The following is a 21,229-nucleotide window of genomic DNA, read 5'->3' as shown; positions in this document are numbered from 1 at the left end:
TCCCATGGCCAACACCATCGATGCAAGCGTTTACCAATCGGTCAACGCCGCCACCGCTCAGGCCAGCTCCAAGCAGGCGTCCGACGAGCTCGGCGACAACTTCATGACCATGCTGGTGACCCAGCTGCAGAACCAGGATCCGCTCAATCCCATGGACAACAGCGAGATGACCTCGCAGTTGGCCCAGATCAACACGGTTTCCGGCATCGAGTCGCTCAACGAGACCATGTCGTCGATCACCGGCCAGATCAACGCCGGCCAGGCGCTGCAGGCCACCGGGCTGATCGGCAAGGGCGTGCTGGTGCCGGGGGATCGCATCGTCATGGCCCACAACGATGAAGGCGCGCCGGTCTCCACGCCCTTTGGCGTCGAGCTGGAAAGCCCCGCCGCCGAGGTCAAGGTGACCATCACCAACGAGTCCGGCGAGGTCATCAACAGCTACAACCTGGGCCCGGCCTCCGCCGGGACCGAGTCGTTCCAGTGGGACGGCATGACAGGTGAAGGCGTGGCGGCCCCCGAAGGTGCCTATCACGTCAGCATCGAGGCCACCGGTGTCGAGGGCGAGGAGCTTGCGGTGACCGCGCTCAACTACGCCCAGGTTGGCGGGGTGTCCCCGGCGGATGACAGCGGCCAGGTGCAACTCGACCTGGGTGCCGTCTACGGCCAGGTGGCGCTGAGCGATATCCGCCAGATTCTGTAGCGAACGCAGGATGACCGTCGCGTCATCGACGCAGGGAAACGTATAAGGAGAGTGACATGGGTTTTTCACAAGCGCTGAGTGGTCTGAACGCCGCCGCCGACAGCCTGGACGTGCTGGGCAACAATATCGCCAACTCCCAGACCGTGGGCTACAAGAGCGGTAGTGCGCAGTTCGCCGACGTCTTCGCCAACTCCCAGATCGGCCTGGGTACCAAGGTCTCCACCGTGCTGCAGGACTTCAGCGGCGGCAATCTGGAGTCCACCAACCGGCCGCTGGATCTGGGCATCAGCGGCGACGGCTTCTTCCGCATGGAACAGAACGGCCAGGTGGTCTACAGCCGCAACGGCCAGCTGACCATGACCCCGGACGGCTACCTGCAGAACGCCCAGGGCGCGCGCATCATGGGCTACGGCGTCAACGCCGCCGGCGAGGTCCAGGTGGGCGGCCAGCCCGAGGTGCTGCAGATCGAGGCCGACGAGATGCCGGCCAGCGCCACCACCCAGGTGTCCAGCACCTTCAACCTGGACTCGCGCATGGCGGCCGGCGAAGACCGCAACAGCGTGACCCTGGCGGGCTCCGATGGCAGCACCAAGGTGGACGTGGACTACCACTATTCCAACAACTTCACCGCCTACGATTCGCTGGGCAACCCGCGCAACGTCACCGTCTACTACGAGAAGACCGGCGACAACCAGTGGACCGCCACCACCGCGATGGACGGCATGGTGCTGATGGACGATGCCGACCCGGCAGCGCCTGTGGCCATGGACATGACGTTCAACGAGAACGGCCAGCTGACGGTGCCGGCCAACGGCCAGTTCGATCTGACCTTTACCGCCAATCCCTATCTGGGCGGCGCCAATGACATGGCGCTGACCTTCGATATCTCCGGCTCCACCCAGTTCGGCAACAGTTCCAGCACCACCTCGCTCAACCAGAACGGCTACACCTCCGGCGCCCTGGTCGGCATCAGCATTGAAAGCGACGGCACCGTGGTGCGCAGCTACTCCAACGAGCAGACCCGCCCGGCCGGCCAGATCGCCCTGGCCAGCTTCCGCAACCCCGAGGGTCTGTCGGCGGCCGGTGACAACACCTGGACCGCCACCGACGCCTCCGGTCAGGAGCTGGTCGGCGCCCCGGGCACCGGCCTGCTGGGCGGCATCCAGTCCGGCGCCATCGAGACCTCCAACGTCGACATGGCCAAGGAGCTGGTGAGCATGATCGTCACCCAGCGCGCCTACCAGGCCAATTCGCAGACCATCAAGACCCAGGACGAAGTGCTGCAGACCGCCATCAACCTGCGCTGATGACCACGCCGGCCGCTGCTCCGGGCAGCGGTCCTTCACACCTTTCAGGGGAGTCGTAGATGGATCGCATGCTCTACACCGCCATGAGCGGCGCACGCCAGACCATGGAGCAGCAGTCAGTGGTCAGCCACAACCTGGCCAACGCCTCGACCACGGGCTTTCGGGCCCAGCTTCACGCCATGCGCGCGGTGCCGGTCGAGGGCGAGGCGCGTCTCGACACCCGGGTGTCCACCGCCGCCTCGACCCCGGGGGCGGACTTTTCCCCCGGGGCCATCACCCGTACCGGCCGCACTCTGGACGTGGCCATCGACGGTGACGGCTTCTTCGCGGTGGAAAGCGACGACGGCAGCGAGGCCTACACCCGTCGCGGCGACCTGCAGGTGGACGGCAACGGCCTGTTGACCTCGGTGGGGCGCCCGGTGATCGGCGAGGGCGGACCGATCCAGGTGCCGCTGGAGGCCGAGCTGTTCCTCGGCGCCGACGGCACCATCAGCGCCATCGGCATGGGCCAGGACCCCGACGCCCTGGCCGAGATCGGCCGGCTCAAGCTGGTCGAGCCCCAGCCCGGCGAGCTGACCCGTGGCGGCGACGGTCTGTTTCGCTTCATCGGTGAGAATGGCGAGCCTGCCGCCCTGGCGGCCTCCGACCAGGTACGGGTGGTCAGCGGGGCGCTGGAGGGCAGCAACGTCAATCCGGTGGAGTCCATGGTGGCGATGATCGATGTGGCGCGGCGCTACGAGCTGCAGACCAAGATGATCAGCACCGCCGACGAGAACGCCCAGAAGGCCAACAGCCTGCTGTCGTTGAACGGCTGACCCCTTCAACCGACGGCCAGGGCCGAATTATTGAGCGGTCAGGGGAGCCTCCTGACCGAGGGAGAGAAGAACCATGATCAAGTCGCTGTGGACGGCCAAGACCGGACTCGAATCCCAGCAGGTCCAGTTGGACGTGATTTCCAACAACCTGGCCAACGTCTCGACCAACGGCTTCAAGCAGTCCCGGGCGGTGTTCGAGGACCTTCTGTACCAGAACATGCGCCAGCCCGGCGCCCAGAACAACGTCCAGGACCGCCTGCCCTCGGGCATGCAGATCGGCTCCGGCGTGCGTCCGGTGGCCACCGAGCGCCTGCACACCCAGGGCGGGCTCGAGGCCACCGAGAACTCGCGTGATCTGGCGATCAACGGCAAGGGTTTCTTCCAGGTGCTGATGCCCGACGGCACCACCGCTTTCACTCGTGACGGCAGCTTCCAGCTCGACGAGAACGGCCAGATGGTCACCGCCAACGGCTATCCGCTGGAGCCGGCCATCATCATCCCCGACAACGCCCTGTCGGTGGACATCGGCGAGGACGGCGTGGTCTCGGTGACCCAGCCCGGCACCAGCGAGTCCGACGAGGTGGGCCAGATCACCATCTCCACCTTCGTCAACGCCACCGGCCTTCAGTCCATCGGCGGCAACCTGTACCTCGAGACCAGCTCGTCTGGGCCGCGCAACGAACTGATGCCGGGCATGAACGGCGCCGGCCGCCTGCTGCAGGGCTATGTGGAGACCTCCAACGTCAACGTGGTGGAGGAGATGGTCAGCATGATCCAGACCCAGCGCGCCTACGAGATCAACTCCAAGGCGGTGCAGACCAGTGATGAGATGCTGGCACGCCTGGCACAACTCTAGCCACGACCCCGACAATAATTTTGCCAACGCCCCTCGGTGGCACTGGAGACGGCCATGCACCCTGACACGACCTCATCATCTGGCGCGCCACACGGTGGGGCTCATGCTGTTCTGCGCCTGGCGACGCTGGCGCTGGCCCTGGTGCTGCTGACGCTCGCCGGCTGCGCCCAGATTCCCCACGCCTCGGTGGTGGGCGAGCAGGAGCAGATCGAGATTCCCGATCGGCCGCTGCCGGTGGCCAATGGGTCGATCTTCCAGAAGGCCCGGGGCTATCAGCCGCTGTTCGAGGATCGTCGTCCGCGCAGCGTCGGCGACATCTTGACCATCGTGCTGGACGAAGAGGTCAGCGCCAGCAAGAACTCCCGCTCCAACGCCGACCGCGACGGCAGCTCCAGCCTGACCTTCTCCCAGGTGCCGGATGGCCTGGAGGAGCTGCTGGACTATGGCTTCGAGATCGATGGCGACTCGGACTTCGAGGGCGGCGGTGGCTCCCAGGCCAACAACTCCTTCACCGGCACCATCACCGTCTCGGTCATCGAGGTGATGAACAACGGCAACCTCAGGGTGCGTGGCGAGAAGCAGATCGCGATCAACCAGGGCACCGAGTTCATCCGCTTCGGCGGGGTGGTCAATCCGCGTTTCATCACCACCCAGAACACCGTGCCGTCCACGGCGGTGGCCGATGCGCGCATCGAGTACGTGGGCAACGGCTACATCAACGAAGCGCAGCACATGGGCTGGATGCAGCGGTTCTTCCTGAACGTTTCCCCCTTCTAGGCCGAGCATCATGAAAAACCCTGTCTCCCGCCGCCCCACCCTGACCCTCGGCAGCCTGATGCTGGTGCTGCTGATCGCGCTCTCGGTCTTCTCCCACCTGGCCCACGCCGAGAAGGTCCGCGACCTGGCAAGCTTCGCCGGGGTGCGCGACAACCAGCTGGTGGGCTACGGCCTGGTGGTGGGCCTGGACGGCTCCGGTGACCAGACCATGCAGGCGCCGTTCACCGGCCAGAGCCTCAACAACATGCTGTCCCAGCTCGGCATCACCGTGCCGCCGGGGACCAACATGCAGTTGCGCAACGTGGCGGCGGTGATGGTCACCGCGGACCTTCCGCCCTTCGCCCAGCCCGGCCAGCGCCTCGACGTGGTGGTGTCTTCCATCGGTAATGCTCGCAGCCTGCGCGGCGGCACCCTGTTGATGACGCCATTGAAGGGTGCCGACGGCGACGTCTACGCCCTGGCCCAGGGCAACCTGTTGATCAATGGTGCCGGCGCCGAGTCCGCCGGCTCCAGCGTGCAGATCAGCCACCAGGCCGCCGGGCGTATCGCCGGTGGCGCCATGGTCGAGCAGACGGTACCGCTGGCGCTGGGCAGCCGTGACGGCGTGCTGGAGCTGCAGCTCAACCAGGCCGACTTCGGTACCGCCGAGCGCGTGGTCCGGGCGATCAACGACACCTTCGACTACCCGGTGGCCTCGGCCAGAAACGGCGGCGTCATCGCCCTGAACGGGCCGACCAACGCCAACTCCCGGGTCAACTTCATGGCCCGTGTCGAGAACGTCGACGTCACCCCGATGCCGGCCCGGGCCAAGGTGGTGCTGAATTCGCGCACCGGCTCCATCGTGCTCAACGGCAGTGTGACGCTCAAGCGCGCCGCCGTGGCCCACGGCAACCTGTCCATCGTCATCGATACCGCCTTCGGCGTCAGCCAGCCGGCGCCCTTCAGCCGTGGCGGCGAGACCACGGTGGTGCCGGACTCCGATATCACCATCGACGAGGGCCAGGGCACCCTGCAGGTGGTCGAAGGCGCCAACCTGCTCGACGTGGTGGACGCCCTCAACGCCCTCGGCGCGACCCCCAACGACCTGATGTCGATCCTCGAGGCGCTCAAGGCCGCGGGATCGCTCAGAGCCGAGCTGGAGATCATCTGATGGCTATCTCGGATCTTTCATCTGGGTCCACAACAGGACTCTCGGGTTCTGCCCTGTCCGGCGCCAGCCGGGCCACCGGCAGCGTCGGACAGGCCGGCTTCGCCTTGGACATGCAGGGGCTGGCGCGACTCAAGACCAGCGCCCGCCAGCAGGACCCGGCGGCGGCGGCGGAGGCGGCGCGCCAGTTCGAGGCGATGTTCATCAACATGATGATGAAGAGCATGCGCGACGCCGTGCCCTCTTCCGGCCTGACCGACTCGAAGCAGACCCAGTTCTACCAGACGCTGCTCGACCAGCAGTGGTCCCAGACCATGGCCAGCCGCGGCATCGGCCTGGCCGACCAGCTCATGGCCCAGTTGCGTGGCCCCGAGGCCAGCCAGGCCAAGGATGTCGAGGCGCTGATTGCGGGGATTCCCCGTGGCACGCCGCGTCCGCTGTCCAACGCCCTGAGAGCGGACGCCCCGACAGACAGCGAGGTCGAGGCGCCGACCAACTTCCTCGACGAGCTGGGCGCCGTCAGCCAGGGCATGACCACCGCCCAGGCCGAGGAGCGCATCAGCGGACGCGAGGCCCGCGACACCCCGGCCCACGTCCAGGCCTTCCTCGACAAGCTGGCCGCCCCGGCCCAGGCCGCCAGCCGCGCCTCCGGCGTGCCGGCGGAATTGATCCTGGCCCAGGCGGCACTGGAGACCGGCTGGGGCCGCCACGAGATCGCCACCGCCGACGGCAACAACAGCCACAACCTGTTCGGTATCAAGGCCGGCAGTAGCTGGGACGGCCCCACCACCCGTATTACCACCCACGAGGTGGAAGACGGCCAGCGCCAGCGTATTCGCGATGACTTCCGGGTCTACGGCTCCTTCGAGGAGGCCTTCACCGACTACGCCAGGCTGATCAGCAACAACGCCCGCTACGCCGAGGTCACCACCGCGCCGGACGCCGAGGCCGCGGCCCACGCGCTGCAGCGGGGCGGCTACGCCACCGACCCGGCCTACGCCGCCAAGCTGATCGCGGTCATGCACACCTTCGGCCCGATCGATGACGGCGCAGGCGCCACCCGCGTGGCGGCCGGCGAGGCTCGACCCGCTAGTGTCAGCGCATCGCCAGCAGGCGCCACCGAGAAGGTCGAAGCAAGTTATACAGCGGATCAGAGAGGTAGTGACTGGTTAGCCAGGGCGCAGATCGATAGCAACCCTACCCGAGTGTTTTAGCAACAGACGCGCTGCTCGGGACATCGACCAATCGCTCGGAAAATTAATGGTTTTTGCGGTATCGAGGCACTCAAGCCAGCGGCCATTCGGCCGATAAACAGGCTATCGGCGAAAGGAATTCCACCATGAGCATGTTCTCCATCGGCTTGAGCGGCCTGAATGCCGCCCAGAACGCCCTGACCACCACCAGCAACAACATCAGCAACGTCTATACCCCGGGTTACAACCGCGAGATCACGGTGCTGGGCGAGGGCAGCGGCGGGACCCAGGGCGTCCAGGTCAACGACATCGAGCGTCAGTTCAACCAGTACGTGGCCGACCAGCTCAATGGCGCGGTGAGCTCAAGCTCGGCGCTGAACGCCTACCAGACCCAGGTCAACCAGATCGACAGCCTGCTGGCCGATCAGGACGCGGGGCTGGCGCCGCTGATGCAGAACTTCTTCTCGTCGCTGGAAGACCTGGCCTCGGCTCCCTCGGACCCTGCCGCCCGCCAGGGCGTGCTGGGCGCGGCGGACACCCTGAGCGCCCAGTTCCGCGCCTTCGACAGCTACCTGCAGGACATGCAGGACGGCATCAACAGCCAGATCCGCGACGAGATCACCCAGATCAACAACCAGAGCGAAGAGCTGGCCTCGCTCAACCGCGAGATTTCCCTGGCCAAGGCCAAGACCGGCGAGGCCCCCAACGCGCTGCTCAACCAGCGTGACCAGCTGGTCACCGAGATGAGCGAGCGCATCGGGGTGGAGCTGACGGTGCAGGACGGTTCCTCCTATCGGGTCAGCCTGCCTGGCGGTCAGCCGCTGGTGGCGGGCACCGACTCTTATCAGTTGAAGGCGGTGTCCTCGCCCAATGACCCCCAGCGGCTGGTGGTGGGCTACCAGGATCCCGGCGGCGGCCTGCAATTGCTCGACGAGGACAGCCTGCAGGGCGGCTCGCTCGGCGGGCTGATCCAGTTCCGCTCCGAGACCCTCGATCGCACCCAGAACCAGATCGGCCAGTTGGCGGTGTCCATGGCGGTGGCCTTCAATGCACAGCACGCCGAGGGCATCGACCTGGACGGTAACCCCGGCGGCGCCATGTTCGACATCGGCGAGCCGCGGGTCTTCGCCAATGACGCCAACGACGGCGGCGCCACGGTCACCGCGAGCTTCGACACCGACAACATCAGTGAACTCGAGGCGGCCGACTACGAGGTCAAGGTCAAGATCGACGAGTCGACCGGCGCCCAGACCTTCGAGGTCACCCGCAAGGACACCGGCGAGGCGGTGGACGCCAGCTTCGACGCCACCGAGAGCGAACTGAGCTTCGGCGGCGTGACGCTCGCCATCGATGACACCAGCGCCCTGGCCGACGGTGATCGCTTCGAGGTGCAGCCGGTACGCCGCGCCGCGGGCGGCTTCGATAACGCCATCAGCGATCCCGACAAGATCGCCGCCGCCGGTGAGTCCGGTGCCAGCGGCGACAACGAGAACGCCCTGGCCCTGCAGGGGCTGCAGGACAAGATGAGCGTGGGTGGCAGCGCCACCCTGAGCCAGGCCTACGCCTCGCTGGTCAGCGACGTGGGTAACCGTACCAACGTGGTCCAGGTCAACCTGGCGGCCCAGCAGGGGCTGACCGAGCAGTTGAGCGCGGTGAAGCTGTCCGAGTCCGGGGTCAACCTGGACGAAGAGGCGGCCAACCTGATCCGCTACCAGCAGTACTACCAGGCCAACGCCAAGGTCATCGACACCGCCACCTCGGTGGTCGACACCATCCTCGGACTGCGCGGCTAAGGAGAGCAGAGCATGCGTATCAGCACCGTCACCATGTACGACCAGAGCGTCAGCTCGCTCAACCGCCAGCAGTCCGAGTTCCTTCACCTGAGCCAGCAGCTCGCCAGCGGCAAGCGGGTGGTCAATCCCTCCGATGACCCCCAGGCGGCGTCCCGGGCGGTGGCGGTCAGCCAGGCCCAGGCGGTGACCCAGCAGTACACCGACGCCCGGGTCAGCGCGCGCAACGCCCTGTCCCAGGAAGAAAGCGTGCTCAACAGCGCAAGCGACGCCCTGGCCAGCGCCAAGGCGCTGGTGATCCAGGCCTCCAACGACACCCTGAGCGATGCCGACCGTCAGTCCATCGCCAGTGAACTGCGCGGCGTCTACGAGACGCTGATCGGTCAGGCCAACGCCACCGACGGCAACGGTCGCTACCTGTTCGGTGGCTACGCCGATGGCGCCGAGCCGTTCACCGACAGCGGCAACGGCATCCAGTACGTGGGCGCCGACAAGGTCCGCGAGCAGCAGGTGGACGCCTCGCGACTGATGTCGGTGGGGGACACCGGCGCCGACATCTTCACCAGCGTGCCCAGCGGCGCGGGCTACGTGGCCGAGCAGGGGGACAACAGCGGCAGTGTGACCTTTGCCGGCCCCGATGTGGTCGACAACAGCGACGCCGGCTACGGCAAGCGCTACCAGGTGGAGTTCGGTGGTACCGACGACGCTCCCACCTACAGCGTCATGGTCGAGGACGACAGTGGCAATTGGGTCAGCGCCGGCGACGGCTACAAGGATCAGCCCTACGACCCCGAAGGCACCAGCGTCGAGGTCGGGGGCCTGCGCCTTGAGCTCGAAGGCGCGCCTGCGACCGGCGACAGCGTCACCTTCGGCCCCGCCGACACCATGAACACCAACGTCTTCACCACCTTCGAGGAGGTGCTGGCGGTGCTGGAAGCCCCCGCCGATACTCCCGAAAAGCAGGCCGCGCTGCACAACACCCTGAATGGCGCCATGCGCGAGCTGGACGCCAGCCTCGACAACGTGTTGACCAAGCGGGCCTCGGTCGGCGCGCGGCTCAACGAGCTGGACGTCATCGACTCGGTAAGCGGTAACCGCGAGCTCAACTACGCCCAGACCATGTCCGACCTGGTCGATCTGGACTACAACCAGGCGATCTCCGAGTACAGCATGCGTCAGGTAGGCATGCAGGCCGCCCAGCAGGCCTTTATCGGCATTCGCGACCTGTCGCTGTTCAACTATATGTAGAGTCGATGTTCCACGACTCGATCGTCGTCGTGTGACAGCCCCCTCGACCAAAAAGCGGCGCGTCCTTACCTGGATGTCGCCGCTTTGTCGTTCTTGGCCAGGGTGACGGCAAGCGAGATGCCCTGGATCAAGAAGTACTTGACCCGCACATCAATATGTCCATAATTCCGGACATATGGACAAAGACGATCTGCAACCGACCCTCGACACCTTCGCTGCGCTGTCTCAGCCCACCCGGCTGGCTGCCTTTCGCCTGCTGGTGCGCCACGAGCCCGAAGGCCTGCCGGCCGGCGAGCTGGCCCGCCGCCTGGAGGTGCCCCACAACACCCTGTCGGCCCACCTTGGCGTGCTCAGCCGGGCGGGGCTGGTCAGCCAGCGCCGGGAAAGCCGCTCCATCGTCTATCGGGCGGACCTGGCGCACATGGTCGCCACCCTCGACTTTCTGGTGCGCGACTGCTGCGCCAGCCGGCCCGAGGTGTGCAACCCCCTGGCCGACCTGCTGGGCCCCGGCACCTGTGACGACACCAGGAGCTGCTGAGCCACGACAGCCTCGATAGCCAAGAGCGCCACGACAGCCTCGATAGCCAAGAGCGCCACGACAGCCACGACAGCCAAGAGCGCCTCCCGGAGACCCCATGACGCTGATCTACCACAACCCGGCCTGCGGTACCTCGCGCAACGTGCTGGCCATGCTCAAGGCCTCCGGCGAATCGCCCGAGGTCATCGAATACCTGAAGACACCGCCCAGCCGTGAGCGGCTGGTCGAGCTGATCGAGGCCATGGGCATCACGCCGAGGGCACTGCTGCGCCAGAAGGGCACGCCCTACGACGAGCTGGGCCTCGGCGATGACCGCCTCGACGACGAGGCCTTGATCGACGCCATGATGGCCCACCCGATTCTGATCAACCGACCCATCGTGGTGACCGCCAGGGGCGCGGCGCTGTGCCGTCCCTCCGAACGGGTACTGGCGCTGGTCGAGGCGCCGCTGTCGGCCATCGAGGGCGACAGCTTCACCAAGGAAGACGGCGAAACCGTCACGCTGGAGGCAAACCGCACATGACCCCCGATACCCTGCTCAAGGACCTGCCCAACATCGACCCGGAGCTGTGGCGGCCCATCGCCGTGGACGAGCTGGCCCCGCCCAGCGCGCCACGCCATGCGCCTCGCATCCTGGTGCTGTACGGCTCGCTGCGAGAGCGCTCCTACTCGCGGCTGCTGGCCGAGGAGGCCGGGCGCTTGCTCGCGGCCTTCGGCGCCGAGGTGCGTACCTTCTCGCCTCAGGGGCTGCCGCTGCCCGATGGCGCCGAGGCCGACCACCCCAAGGTCGCCGAGCTGCGCGATCTGGCGAGCTGGGCCGAGGGCATGCTGTGGGTCAGCCCCGAGCGCCACGGTGCGATGACGGCGGTGATGAAGGCCCAGATCGACTGGATTCCGCTGTCACTCGGCGGGGTTCGCCCGACCCAGGGCAAGACCCTGGCGCTGATGCAGGTGTGTGGTGGCAGCCAGAGCTTCAACACGGTGAACCAGATGCGCCAGCTGGGACGCTGGATGCGCATGCTGACCATCCCCAATCAATCGTCGGTGCCCAAGGCCTTCAACGAGTTCAACGAGGCGGGCCGGATGTGCTTGTCGCCGCTGTATCTGCGCGTGGTCGACGTGTGCGAGGAGCTGATGAAGTTCACCTGGCTCAACCGTGGCCGTGACGGCTACCTGACGCAGCGTTACTCCGAGCGGGTCGAAAGCGCCGAGCAGGTGTCTTCGCGGGTCAATCAGGACAGTCTCTGACAGGGAGTTTTCCATGCTGGCATTCGCCATCTTCGTCGTGACCCTGGTGCTGGTGATCTGGCAGCCAAAGGGCCTCGGTATCGGTACCAGCGCCCTCGGGGGCGCTGCGTTGGCCCTGGCCGTCGGGGTGGTGCAATTGCCCGATGTGCTGGTGGTGTGGGACATCGTGTGGGACGCGACCTTCACCTTCGTCGCCCTGATCCTGATCTCCTTGATCCTCGACGAGGCCGGATTCTTCTCCTGGGCGGCGCTGCATGTGGCGCGCTGGGGCGGTGGCAACGGACGCCGCCTGTTTCCGTTGATCGTGCTGCTGGGGGCGGTGATCGCGGCCTTCTTCGCCAATGACGGGGCCGCGCTGCTGCTGACCCCCATCGTCATGGCGATCCTGCTGCGCCTGAAGTTCTCGCCCCAGTCGTCGCTGGCCTTCATCATCGCCACCGGCTTCGTCGCTGACTCCACCAGCCTGCCGCTGATCATCTCCAACCTGGTCAATATCGTCAGCGCCAACTTCTTCGATATCTCGTTCAACCACTACGCCATGGTGATGGTGCCGGTTGATCTGGTCTCGCTGGCGGCGACTCTGCTGGTGCTGACCTGGATGTTTCGCAGCGATATACCCGAGCAGTACGACGTCGAACGCCTCGAGGCGCCGAGCCACGCCATCCGTGACCCGCTGGTGTTCCGCGCCGCCTTCCCGGTGCTGGCGACGCTGCTGGTGGCGTTCTTCGTCACCGCGCCGCTGGGCGTGCCGGTGGCGCTGGTGACCGGCAGCGCGGCGCTGGTGCTGGTCGCCCTGGCCGGTCGCTGGCACCAGGCCGGGGGCAGCACGGTGATCTCGCTGTCGCGGGTGTTCAAGGGCGCGCCCTGGCAGATCGTGCTGTTCTCGGTAGGCATGTACCTGGTGGTCTACGGGCTCGGCAACGCCTGGCTGACCGAAGACGCCTGCGCCCTGCTGACCTGGCTCGGCCAGCAGGGCACCCTGGTGGCGACGCTGGGTACCGGTGTGGCCTCGGCGCTGCTGGCCTCGATCATGAACAACATGCCCTCTACCCTGGTGGGGGCACTCGCCATCGATCAGGCCCAGGTCGGTGACCTGACCCGGGAGCTGATGATCTATGCCAACGTCATCGGCAATGACCTTGGGCCCAAGTTCACCCCCATCGGTAGCCTGGCCACCCTGCTGTGGTTGCACGTGCTGGCGGAAAAGGGCACCCACATCAGTTGGGGCCAGTACATGAAGGTCGGGCTCAAGCTGACCCCGCCGGTACTGCTGGCCGCACTGCTGGCGCTATGGCTGTGGCTGCCGCTGATCTCGTCCTGAGGTCGCTGCTGGGCTGGCCCGCGTAACAGGCCAGCCCAGCTCCAGCGCAACGAACATCAGCGCAACGAACATCAGCACCGCCCGTTTGCAGCCAGTCGCTGCCCCGGCGGTGCTGTTGTCAGGCGGCTGGCCGAAGGTGATGCCTGAAAGCTGTTGTCTGAGAGCTGCTGTCTGAAAGCCATTGTCAGGTGGCGTTGCAGGAAGGCGTTATCGAAAGGCCGTTGTCCAGATGCTGTCCGCCGCAGTACCGGCCTGGTAAGGCGTAATCAGATGCGTACTAAATTAGTCATCATTAAAGTACGACAAAACTAGTTTTTATTTGGCCCTTCCGGCGCGTTCAACGGCGCCTTTTTCCTCAGATGGCTTCATCCTTGGCACCTTGCCTCCTTAATCCCTCGTGGATTACTTCCTTGGTCTACTCTTGGCTACCTCTTGAGTCTAGCTATTTTTCTTTTCCCTTGTACTTTAGTTATGGCTGCTATAGGCGATTTTGTGCCAAAACCAGCATTATATTACAAAGCGCTTTTCTCATTGGTCTGGCGGAAAGGGTACTCCCTGCCTTGTTGCCTGAATAATCTCAATGCGCTGTTTTTGAAAGATTTTTATATCCGCGGGCGCGTGATGTCAGTGACGCCTTTACCAAACGAGCCGGGAGAGCGTTTCCTTCTTTTTTTGCGGCGATAGATGTTTCTTTTATCCATTTAATAAATCAATCAAGAGGCGGGGTTGCGCGTCTACTTTCTCTTGTTGTCGCTGGAGTCTCCACTTACCGAACTATTGCTCGAGGTCATGTTTTTAAGATGTTAAGGCACAATTTTTTAAAGTTCATGGTGTTGTGACAATAAAGTTCGGGAAGTTAAAAGGCATATTAGTGACTGCCGAGAATGGCGGTCGTGGCACATGCTTGATTCTTGGCTCCTGTGAATTGTTACAAGATTATGATTTTGTTGTAAATTTTTTAAGATTTAGACGTCAAGGGTTGGAGCGACGGTGGTGACAGAACGCCGTGAAAAAACTTTTGTAAAGGTCTGGGTAAATTAGCGTCGAAAAATGTCAAAATTTATAAAGGCGTGTCTGGAATCCATATTTGCTACACATTACACTGACGCCCGAAATTGAAACATCTTTTTTTATCGATTATCTAGCGTTGAATGAGCTGTCAGGGTGATGGCTCGAGTGGCGAGGGAATTGCCCGGAATCAATCCCAGGGCGGTAGCGTGCCGAAAATATGCTCAATCAGGTGTGAAGGCGCACCAAAGTCGTCTGTCTAGGGAATGCCGTGGTCTGGGATGCGTGGTTAAGTAGTTTTACGGTGGTGGGCGTGCTGCTGGCCCTGGCGCTGACGAGGATCGCCCCGGATGCGATCCTGCTGGCCGCCATGAGTCTGCTGCTGGTCACCGGCGTACTGTCGCCCGACGAGGCGTTGGCGGGCTTCGCCAACCCCGGCGTCATGACCATCGCGGCCCTGTACGTGGTGGCTGCCGGTCTCAAGGAAACCGGCGCGGTGACCTGGATCGCCGGAGTGTTGCTGGGGCAGCCCTCGACCCTGCATCGGGCACAGTGGCGCATGATGGCCCCCGCCTCGGTGCTCAGCGCCTTCATGAACAACACCACCGTGGTGGCCATGTTCATTCCGGCGATTCAGGAGTGGGCACGCAAACTCGGTCTTTCTCCCTCCAAGCTGCTGCTCCCGCTCAGCTATATCGCCATCCTCGGCGGCACCTGCACCCTCATCGGTACCAGCACCAACCTGGTGGTGGACGGGCTTCTACAAAGCGAGCTGGGCCTCTCACTCGGCATGTTCGACCTGGCGGTCGTCGGCATTCCCGTGCTGGTACTCGGTGGCCTTTACCTGATGCTGGCCGCCAACAAGGTGCTGCCCAAGCGCCAGGGTGTGATCGAGCAGCTCGATGCGGTGCGTGAATACAGCGTCGAGTTTCTGGTCGCGGCCGATGGCCCCCTGGCAGGCAAGACCATTGCCGGTGCGGGGCTGCGCCACCTGCAGCACGGTTACCTGGCCGACATTCAGCGCGAGGGCCGGCTGATGACCGGCGTGCCGCCCGAGACGGTGCTGTGCGGCGGTGATGTGCTGGTGTTCATCGGTGCCCCTGAGTGCGCCCGGGAGCTACGTCGCGTGCGCGGGCTGGAGCCCGCCAACGGCAATATCCGCAAGCTCGGGGTCGCCCACCAGCAGCGTTGCCTGGTCGAGGCCGTCATCGGCCCTGACTTCGCCGGCATCGGCCAGACCGTACGCGCCTCGCGCATGCGTACCCGGTTTCAGGCGGTCATCCTGTCGATCTCGCGCCAGGGCGAGCGGCTTCCCGGCAAGCTTGGCGATATCCGGCTGCAGGTGGGGGACACCCTGCTGATGGAAACCGGACAGGAATTCGTTGCCCAGTACCGCTATCGCAAGGACTTTCTGCTGGTCAGCGCGCTCAATGACTCGGCACCACCGGAGTTTCGCAAGGCCCCGCTGGCGATAGCCGTACTGCTGGGGGTGGTGGTGCTGGCGGGCATAGCCGCACTGTCGATTCTGGAGGCGGCGCTGTTGGGCGCCGGTGGCATGCTGCTGACACGCTGCATCTCGGTGGGCAAGGCCCGCCGTTATCTGGACCTGTCGGTGCTGATCGTGATCGCTTCGTCGTTTGCCCTCGGCGGTGCCATGACCCAGTCCGGCGCCGCCCAGGCCGTCGCCGCTCTGCTCGTCAACGACCATATGACGCCCTGGCTGGCGCTGGCCGCCGTCTACCTGCTGACCAACCTGTTTACCGAAGTGATCACCAACAACGCCGCCGCGGTACTGATGTTCCCCATCGCGGTGTCGATTGCCGAGACCCTGGGCGTTAGCCCGATGCCTTTCGCGGTGGCCATCATGTTTGCCGCCTCGGCAAGCTTCATCACCCCCCTGGGTTACCAGACCAACCTGATGGTGCTGGGGCCGGGGGGCTACCGGCTGACCGATTACCTGCGCCTCGGGCTGCCGCTCAGCCTGCTGGTCGGGGCGATGTCGGTGGGACTGATCCCGCTGTTCTGGCCGTTCTAGGGCGCTCGGAAAAGCGTCCTGGAACGGCCCCGCGACCGAACAGGTGGTCCGACACGCGATCCGCCTTCCAGCCAACACGACGTTTTCATCACCAGGGTGTGCGAAGCAAGGTGGCTTCGTCATGCCAACGTTTCAACTTCCCGGAACAACCTTATGGACATTAGCCCCGAAAGGCAGACCCACCTCAAGCAACTCGAAGCGGAGTCGATCCACATCATTCGCGAGGTCGCGGCGGAATTCCGCAACCCGGTGATGATGTACTCCATCGGCAAGGACTCGTCGGTGATGCTGCACCTGGCGCGCAAGGCGTTTTACCCCGGCACGCCGCCTTTCCCGCTGATGCACGTCAACACCACCTGGAAGTTCAAGGAGATGATCGAGTTCCGCGATCGCATGGCGGACAAGGCCGGGATGGAGCTTATCGAGCATATCAACCTGGAAGGCGTCGAGCAGAACATCAACCCGTTCGACCATGGCAGCTCCAAGTACACCGACATCATGAAGACCGCAGCGCTGAAGCAGGCGCTGGACAAGCACGGCTTCGATGCCGCCTTCGGTGGCGCCCGGCGCGACGAAGAGGCCAGCCGGGCCAAGGAACGGGTCTTCTCCTTCCGCGACAAGCACCATCGCTGGGACCCCAAGAGCCAGCGGCCTGAGCTGTGGAACATCTACAACGCCAAGATCAGCAAGGGCGAGTCGATTCGCGTGTTCCCGCTGTCCAACTGGACCGAGCTGGATATCTGGCAGTACATCTACCTGGAAAACATCGACATCGTGCCGCTGTATTACGCCGCGCCTCGCCCGGTGGTGGAGCGCGACGGCATGCAGATCATGGTCGATGATGACCGTCTCCCCCTCGAGCCTGGCGAAGTTCCCGAAGAGAAGTGGGTGCGCTTCCGTACCCTGGGCTGCTATCCGCTGACCGGCGCCGTGGAATCCCGGGCCGCCACCCTGCCGGAGATCATCCAGGAAATGCTGCTGACTCGCACCAGTGAGCGAAGCGGCCGAGCCATCGATCACGACCAGGCGGGATCGATGGAAAAGAAAAAGCGCGAAGGCTACTTCTAAGGGAGCGGGACAATGGCACATCAATCCGAACTGATCGCCGACGACATCGAGCAGTACCTCAAGGAACACGAGAACAAGGACCTGCTGCGCTTCATCACCTGCGGCAGCGTGGACGACGGCAAGTCGACCCTGATCGGTCGCCTGCTGCACGACTCCAAGATGATCTACGAAGATCAGCTCGCCGCCATCACCCAGGCGTCCAGGACCAGCGGCACCACCGGTGACGAGGTCGACCTGGCGCTGCTGGTCGACGGCCTGCAGTCCGAGCGTGAGCAGGGCATCACCATCGACGTGGCCTACCGCTTCTTCTCGACCGACAAGCGCAAGTTCATCATCGCCGACACCCCGGGGCACGAGCAGTACACCCGCAACATGGCCACCGGTGCCTCCACCGCAAGCCTTGCGGTGATCCTGATCGACGCCCGCTACGGCGTGCAGACCCAGACCCGTCGCCACAGCTTCATCTGCGACCTGCTGGGTATCCAGCATCTGGTCGTGGCCATCAACAAGATGGATCTGGTCGAATACTCCGAGGCGCGTTACGAAGAGATCGTCGCCGAGTATCAGACCATCGCCAGCAAGCTCAATGCCCGGGATATTCAGTTCGTGCCGATGTCGGCGCTGAAAGGCGACAACGTCGTCAACCCGAGCGAGTCCATGGCCTGGTACCAGGGGCCCGCGATGCTGGAGCTTCTGGAAAACGTGGAGATCAGCCACGACCAGAACCTGCGCGACCTGCGCCTGCCGGTGCAGTACGTCAATCGTCCGAATCTGGACTTCCGTGGCTACTGCGGCACCCTGGCCGCCGGCGTGCTGATGCCAGGCAAGGCGGTGCGGGCACTGCCCTCGGGCAAGACCACTACGGTCGAACGTATCGTCACCTTCGACGGCGACCTGGAAGCCGCTTACCCCGGCCAGGCGATCACCGTCACCCTGAGCGACGAGATCGACGTCTCGCGCGGGGACTGGATCGTCGCCGAAGAAGACACGGTGCCGCTGGCCTCTACCTTCGAGGCGGATATCGTGTGGATGCACGAGACCCCACTGGAACCCGGCAGGCTTTACGACCTGAAGCTCGCGACCCGGGATCTGGCCGGCAAGGTGACCGCCATCGACTACCAGGTCGACGTCAATTCCCTGGAGCAGCGTCATGCCGAGAAGCTCGACCTGAACGCCATTGCCCGCTGCCAGGTGGAGCTGACCGCACCGGTACCGGTGGATGACTATCGCACCAATCCCGGCACCGGCAGCCTGATCATCATCGACCGATTGACCAACATCACCGTTGGCGCCGGCATGATCCATCAGCCGCTGGACAGCGAGCTGCCCTACGAATTCCGCGAGCATGACAGCAAGGCCAATGTGGTGTGGAACCGCACCAGCGTGACCCAGCAGATGCGCGAGCAGATCAATGGGCACGGCGGCAAGTGCGTGTGGTTCACCGGGCTTTCCGGCTCCGGCAAGTCGACCCTGGCGAATGCGCTTGAGGTCGAGCTCAACCGCCGGGGTTATCACACCATGCTGCTCGATGGTGATAATGTGCGCCATGGTCTGTGCAAGGATCTCGGGATGGGGGAAGAAGATCGCGCCGAGAACATTCGCCGGGTAGGCGAGGTGGCGAGACTGTTTGCCGAGGCGGGAATCATCGTCATCACCGCCTTTATCTCGCCTTTCCGGGCCGATCGTGACGCCGCGCGGGCGCTGTTCGAGCAAGGTGATTTCCTGGAAGTGCACGTCGATACGCCGCTGGATGTGTGTGAAAAGCGTGATCCGAAGGGGCTTTATCAAAAGGCGCGCGAGGGTAAGATCAGCGACTTCACTGGTATCAACAGCCCCTACGAGGTGCCGACCTCGGCGGAACTTGCGGTGAACACCGATACCATGAGCCAGCAGGACATTTTGACCCAACTTCTCAAACAACTGTAAGCAGGGTGGTGGCGCAGGCCTGGCCAGCGCCACCCATCGGGACGACACATGTCAAACGAAACAACACGCCACACGCCACGCCTTGCGTGGCTGGGTGCCATGGGGGCGCTGTTGCTGCTCAGCGGCTGCGTCATGCAGCCCGCAGCATCGACCAACTCGAGTGGCTCGGTCATCGTCGGTCAGCCCCAGGGCACCGCACTGGATGCCAGCCTCAACGGCTTTCTTGCCAATGCGCCCGCCGGGGCGATCGTCAATCTTGCCTCCAGCCCCTGGGGTGGGGCCGTCGAGGTGATGGCCGATGCTCCTTACCGGGCAGCCAGCGGTCGACTCTGCCGCTACCTGACGGTGCAGCGCCAGGCCAATGCCTCTCGGCAGGAAGTGGTCGCCTGTGAAACACCCAGTGGCTGGGTCTCCCATCGCCGGGTCACGGCGCTTTACAACGGCACGGAGGCAAGACGATGAGCCTTCACCCGATGCGTTCCCGAGTCACCGGCCTCAAGGCACTGCTGCTGGCGCTGCCCATCGCTGCAGTATCGCTTTCCGCCCAGGCCCAGAGCATCAGCCAGCCGGGCGAGGTGCTGCCGCAATCACAGCAGGCCGAGCAGGTGCCTGAGCAGATCGACTCAAGCCCCCGCGCCGACTGGTCCAACGACAACTACGGCCCGGTGGCGCGCGCGCCCAAGGCCGACATGGAAGCGCTGCCGCCGTTTGGCGCCAACCTGTTCGAAGGCGGTTTTCGCGGCACCATGGCCGACGGCCTGAACGCCGACTACCGGATCAAGCCCGGTGACCAGGTCACCCTGCGTGCCTGGGGCGCGGTCGAATTCGACCGGGTCATGCCGGTCGACGCCCAGGGCAACATCTTCATTCCCTCCATCGGGCCGCTGGCGGTGCAAGGGCTGAGCAACGGCCAGCTCGACGGCCGCGTGCGCCAGGCGATCCAGAGCGTCTACCCCGAGAACGTCCAGGTCTACACCAACCTGCAAGGGGTGCAGCCGGTGGGCGTGTTCGTCACCGGTTACGTGGAAAATCCCGGGCGCTTCGCCGGGACGCCCTCGGACTCGGTGCTGTATTTTCTCGACCAGGCCGGCGGCATCGACAACGCCCTGGGCAGCTACCGCAACATCCGCGTGATGCGCCAGGGGCGCACCATCGCCAATATCGATCTCTACGATTTCCTGTTGCGCGGGGATCTGCCGCGTCCACAGCTTCGCGACGGTGACACCATCGTGGTCGAGGAGCGTGGCCCCGCCATCGCGGTGACCGGTGACGTCGAGCGTGAGTATCGCTACGAACTGCTGGGCACCAGCCTGGGCGGCCGCGACATCGTCGACCTGGCACGCCTCAAGAGCGGTGTCTCCCACGTGCTGCTGCGCGGTGACCGGCCGTCCGGTCCCTTCGCCACCTACGTGTCACTGGACGAGTTCGCCAGCTACAACGTCCACAGCGGTGACGAGGTGCTGTTCAGCGCCGATGGCCGCGCAGAGACCATCGTCGTCTCGCTGGAAGGCAGCTTCTTCGGTCCCTCGCGCTACGCCCTGCCGCGTAACGCCCGCCTTGGTGAGTTCCTCGACGCCATCGCGGTTCCGGCGGACATGACCGCCGAAGAAAGCGTCTCGATCAAGCGCGAGAGTGTTGCTGTCCAGCAGCAGGAAGCGCTCAAGGAAAGCCTGCGTCGGCTCGAGACCACCTACCTCGGTGCTTCCTCTGCCACCAACGAGGAAGCCCAGATCCGGGTGCGCGAGGCCGAGCTGATCCAGAAGTTCGTCGAGCGTGCGCGGACGCTGGAGCCCAGCGGTCGCCTGGTGGTGGCCCACGATGAAGGCATCAGCGACATTCGCCTGCAGGACGGTGACGTCATCACCCTGCCGGAGGTCACCGATTCGGTGCTGATCAGCGGCGAAGTGGTGGTGCCCCAGGCGGTGGTGTATCGCCCCGGCCAGGACGTGTGGGACTACATCAACGGCGCCGGTGGCCTGACCCAGCGTGGCGACGACGACCATATCCTGGTGGTGCGCCAGAACGGTGCGGTGCGTAACGCCGAGGACGTGACCCTGCGACCGGGTGACGAGATCCTGGTGATGCCGGAAGTGCCGACCAAGAATCTGCAACTGGCCACCAGCCTGACCCAGATCCTCTACCAGATCGCCGTCGCCACCAAGGTGGCAGTGGACCTCTAATGTCGCAGTCTGACTCATCCCAAGCTGGCCGCCCGCGAGGCGGCCGCTCTGCGTTCAAGCCGCGCTCGTCCT

General features: G+C 64.6%; 18 protein-coding genes. All 18 read left to right on the top strand.

Annotated elements, in window-relative coordinates:
• Nucleotides 1-4 precede the first annotated feature (4 nt).
• The 18 genes from flgD to NKF27_RS19975 all read left to right on the top strand — a co-directional run bounded on the left by flgD (nt 5) and on the right by NKF27_RS19975 (nt 21,157).
• On the top strand, nt 5-700 hold the full coding sequence (gene flgD / locus NKF27_RS20060; protein WP_045992585.1) for a flagellar hook assembly protein FlgD: 696 nt from the start codon (nt 5-7) through the stop codon (nt 698-700).
• Nucleotides 701-756: 56 nt separating this feature from the next.
• Nucleotides 757-2,007: a flagellar hook protein FlgE gene (gene flgE, locus NKF27_RS20055; RefSeq protein WP_253554605.1), complete on the top strand. Its 1,251-nt coding sequence runs from the start codon at nt 757-759 to the stop codon at nt 2,005-2,007.
• A 59-nt stretch (nt 2,008-2,066) separates the two neighbouring features.
• On the top strand, nt 2,067-2,822 hold the full coding sequence (gene flgF, locus NKF27_RS20050; protein ID WP_253554602.1) for a flagellar basal-body rod protein FlgF: 756 nt from the start codon (nt 2,067-2,069) through the stop codon (nt 2,820-2,822).
• A 73-nt stretch (nt 2,823-2,895) separates the two neighbouring features.
• Entirely contained in the window at nt 2,896-3,678 is a 783-nt protein-coding gene (flgG, locus tag NKF27_RS20045) for a flagellar basal-body rod protein FlgG (protein WP_045992588.1), read from the top strand.
• 54 nt (nt 3,679-3,732) lie between these two features.
• Nucleotides 3,733-4,455, top strand: a complete 723-nt coding sequence (locus tag NKF27_RS20040; protein WP_253554599.1) for a flagellar basal body L-ring protein FlgH — start codon at nt 3,733-3,735, stop codon at nt 4,453-4,455.
• A gap of 10 nt (nt 4,456-4,465) precedes the next feature.
• Nucleotides 4,466-5,605, top strand: a complete 1,140-nt coding sequence (locus tag NKF27_RS20035; protein WP_301271170.1) for a flagellar basal body P-ring protein FlgI — start codon at nt 4,466-4,468, stop codon at nt 5,603-5,605.
• Nucleotides 5,606-5,715: 110 nt separating this feature from the next.
• Complete coding sequence (flgJ, locus tag NKF27_RS20030) at nt 5,716-6,816, top strand: flagellar assembly peptidoglycan hydrolase FlgJ (protein ID WP_253556519.1); 1,101 nt, start codon at nt 5,716-5,718, stop codon at nt 6,814-6,816.
• 125 nt (nt 6,817-6,941) lie between these two features.
• Nucleotides 6,942-8,588: a flagellar hook-associated protein FlgK gene (gene flgK / locus NKF27_RS20025; protein ID WP_253554596.1), complete on the top strand. Its 1,647-nt coding sequence runs from the start codon at nt 6,942-6,944 to the stop codon at nt 8,586-8,588.
• A 12-nt stretch (nt 8,589-8,600) separates the two neighbouring features.
• On the top strand, nt 8,601-9,833 hold the full coding sequence (flgL, locus tag NKF27_RS20020) for a flagellar hook-associated protein FlgL (protein WP_253554593.1): 1,233 nt from the start codon (nt 8,601-8,603) through the stop codon (nt 9,831-9,833).
• Nucleotides 9,834-10,008: 175 nt separating this feature from the next.
• Nucleotides 10,009-10,371, top strand: coding sequence for a helix-turn-helix transcriptional regulator (locus tag NKF27_RS20015; protein WP_253554592.1), 363 nt, complete (start codon nt 10,009-10,011; stop codon nt 10,369-10,371).
• Between the two features lie 97 nt (nt 10,372-10,468).
• Nucleotides 10,469-10,894 (top strand): arsenate reductase (glutaredoxin), encoded by a 426-nt coding sequence (gene arsC / locus NKF27_RS20010; RefSeq protein ID WP_253554591.1) that lies wholly within the window; start codon nt 10,469-10,471, stop codon nt 10,892-10,894.
• A complete protein-coding gene (gene arsH / locus NKF27_RS20005) occupies nt 10,891-11,619 on the top strand; it encodes an arsenical resistance protein ArsH (protein ID WP_253554590.1) in 729 nt (242 codons plus the stop codon). Before arsC ends, arsH begins: the two co-directional genes overlap by 4 nt.
• Nucleotides 11,620-11,632: 13 nt before the next feature.
• A complete protein-coding gene (locus NKF27_RS20000) occupies nt 11,633-12,940 on the top strand; it encodes an arsenic transporter (RefSeq protein ID WP_253554589.1) in 1,308 nt (435 codons plus the stop codon).
• Between the two features lie 1,279 nt (nt 12,941-14,219).
• The gene (locus tag NKF27_RS19995; RefSeq protein ID WP_253554588.1) at nt 14,220-15,983 is read left to right on the top strand and encodes an SLC13 family permease; all 1,764 of its coding nucleotides are present in this window, start codon (nt 14,220-14,222) and stop codon (nt 15,981-15,983) included.
• 153 nt (nt 15,984-16,136) lie between these two features.
• Entirely contained in the window at nt 16,137-17,051 is a 915-nt protein-coding gene (gene cysD / locus NKF27_RS19990; RefSeq protein ID WP_253554587.1) for a sulfate adenylyltransferase subunit CysD, read from the top strand.
• Between the two features lie 12 nt (nt 17,052-17,063).
• The gene (gene cysN / locus NKF27_RS19985; RefSeq protein WP_253554586.1) at nt 17,064-18,977 is read left to right on the top strand and encodes a sulfate adenylyltransferase subunit CysN; all 1,914 of its coding nucleotides are present in this window, start codon (nt 17,064-17,066) and stop codon (nt 18,975-18,977) included.
• Between the two features lie 48 nt (nt 18,978-19,025).
• A complete protein-coding gene (locus tag NKF27_RS19980; protein WP_253554585.1) occupies nt 19,026-19,439 on the top strand; it encodes a DVU3141 family protein in 414 nt (137 codons plus the stop codon).
• Nucleotides 19,436-21,157: a polysaccharide biosynthesis/export family protein gene (locus NKF27_RS19975; protein ID WP_253554583.1), complete on the top strand. Its 1,722-nt coding sequence runs from the start codon at nt 19,436-19,438 to the stop codon at nt 21,155-21,157. The genes NKF27_RS19980 and NKF27_RS19975 overlap by 4 nt, the downstream gene beginning before the upstream one ends.
• Nucleotides 21,158-21,229: the final 72 nt, after the last annotated feature.

Origin of the sequence: Halomonas sp. DN3 (assembly GCF_024137905.1) — a bacterium.
Classification (GTDB): Bacteria; Pseudomonadota; Gammaproteobacteria; order Pseudomonadales; family Halomonadaceae; genus Halomonas; species Halomonas litopenaei.
Note: the sequence above shows the minus strand (reverse complement) of the source record. Positions and strands in the feature narration are given on the sequence as shown.

Excerpts from the sequence above, each read along its gene's own strand:
- cysD (WP_253554587.1), top strand. The coding sequence starts at position 16,137 with ATGGACATTAGCCCCGAAAGGCAGACCCACCTCAAGCAACTCGAAGCG.
- flgL (WP_253554593.1), top strand. The coding sequence starts at position 8,601 with ATGCGTATCAGCACCGTCACCATGTACGACCAGAGCGTCAGCTCGCTC.
- NKF27_RS19975 (WP_253554583.1), top strand. The coding sequence starts at position 19,436 with ATGAGCCTTCACCCGATGCGTTCCCGAGTCACCGGCCTCAAGGCACTG.
- flgE (WP_253554605.1), top strand. The coding sequence starts at position 757 with ATGGGTTTTTCACAAGCGCTGAGTGGTCTGAACGCCGCCGCCGACAGC.
- arsC (WP_253554591.1), top strand. The coding sequence starts at position 10,469 with ATGACGCTGATCTACCACAACCCGGCCTGCGGTACCTCGCGCAACGTG.
- NKF27_RS20015 (WP_253554592.1), top strand. The coding sequence starts at position 10,009 with ATGGACAAAGACGATCTGCAACCGACCCTCGACACCTTCGCTGCGCTG.
- NKF27_RS20040 (WP_253554599.1), top strand. The coding sequence starts at position 3,733 with ATGCACCCTGACACGACCTCATCATCTGGCGCGCCACACGGTGGGGCT.
- NKF27_RS20035 (WP_301271170.1), top strand. The coding sequence starts at position 4,466 with ATGAAAAACCCTGTCTCCCGCCGCCCCACCCTGACCCTCGGCAGCCTG.
- NKF27_RS20000 (WP_253554589.1), top strand. The coding sequence starts at position 11,633 with ATGCTGGCATTCGCCATCTTCGTCGTGACCCTGGTGCTGGTGATCTGG.
- arsH (WP_253554590.1), top strand. The coding sequence starts at position 10,891 with ATGACCCCCGATACCCTGCTCAAGGACCTGCCCAACATCGACCCGGAG.
- flgD (WP_045992585.1), top strand. The coding sequence starts at position 5 with ATGGCCAACACCATCGATGCAAGCGTTTACCAATCGGTCAACGCCGCC.
- flgF (WP_253554602.1), top strand. The coding sequence starts at position 2,067 with ATGGATCGCATGCTCTACACCGCCATGAGCGGCGCACGCCAGACCATG.
- cysN (WP_253554586.1), top strand. The coding sequence starts at position 17,064 with ATGGCACATCAATCCGAACTGATCGCCGACGACATCGAGCAGTACCTC.
- flgK (WP_253554596.1), top strand. The coding sequence starts at position 6,942 with ATGAGCATGTTCTCCATCGGCTTGAGCGGCCTGAATGCCGCCCAGAAC.
- flgJ (WP_253556519.1), top strand. The coding sequence starts at position 5,716 with ATGCAGGGGCTGGCGCGACTCAAGACCAGCGCCCGCCAGCAGGACCCG.
- flgG (WP_045992588.1), top strand. The coding sequence starts at position 2,896 with ATGATCAAGTCGCTGTGGACGGCCAAGACCGGACTCGAATCCCAGCAG.
- NKF27_RS19980 (WP_253554585.1), top strand. The coding sequence starts at position 19,026 with ATGTCAAACGAAACAACACGCCACACGCCACGCCTTGCGTGGCTGGGT.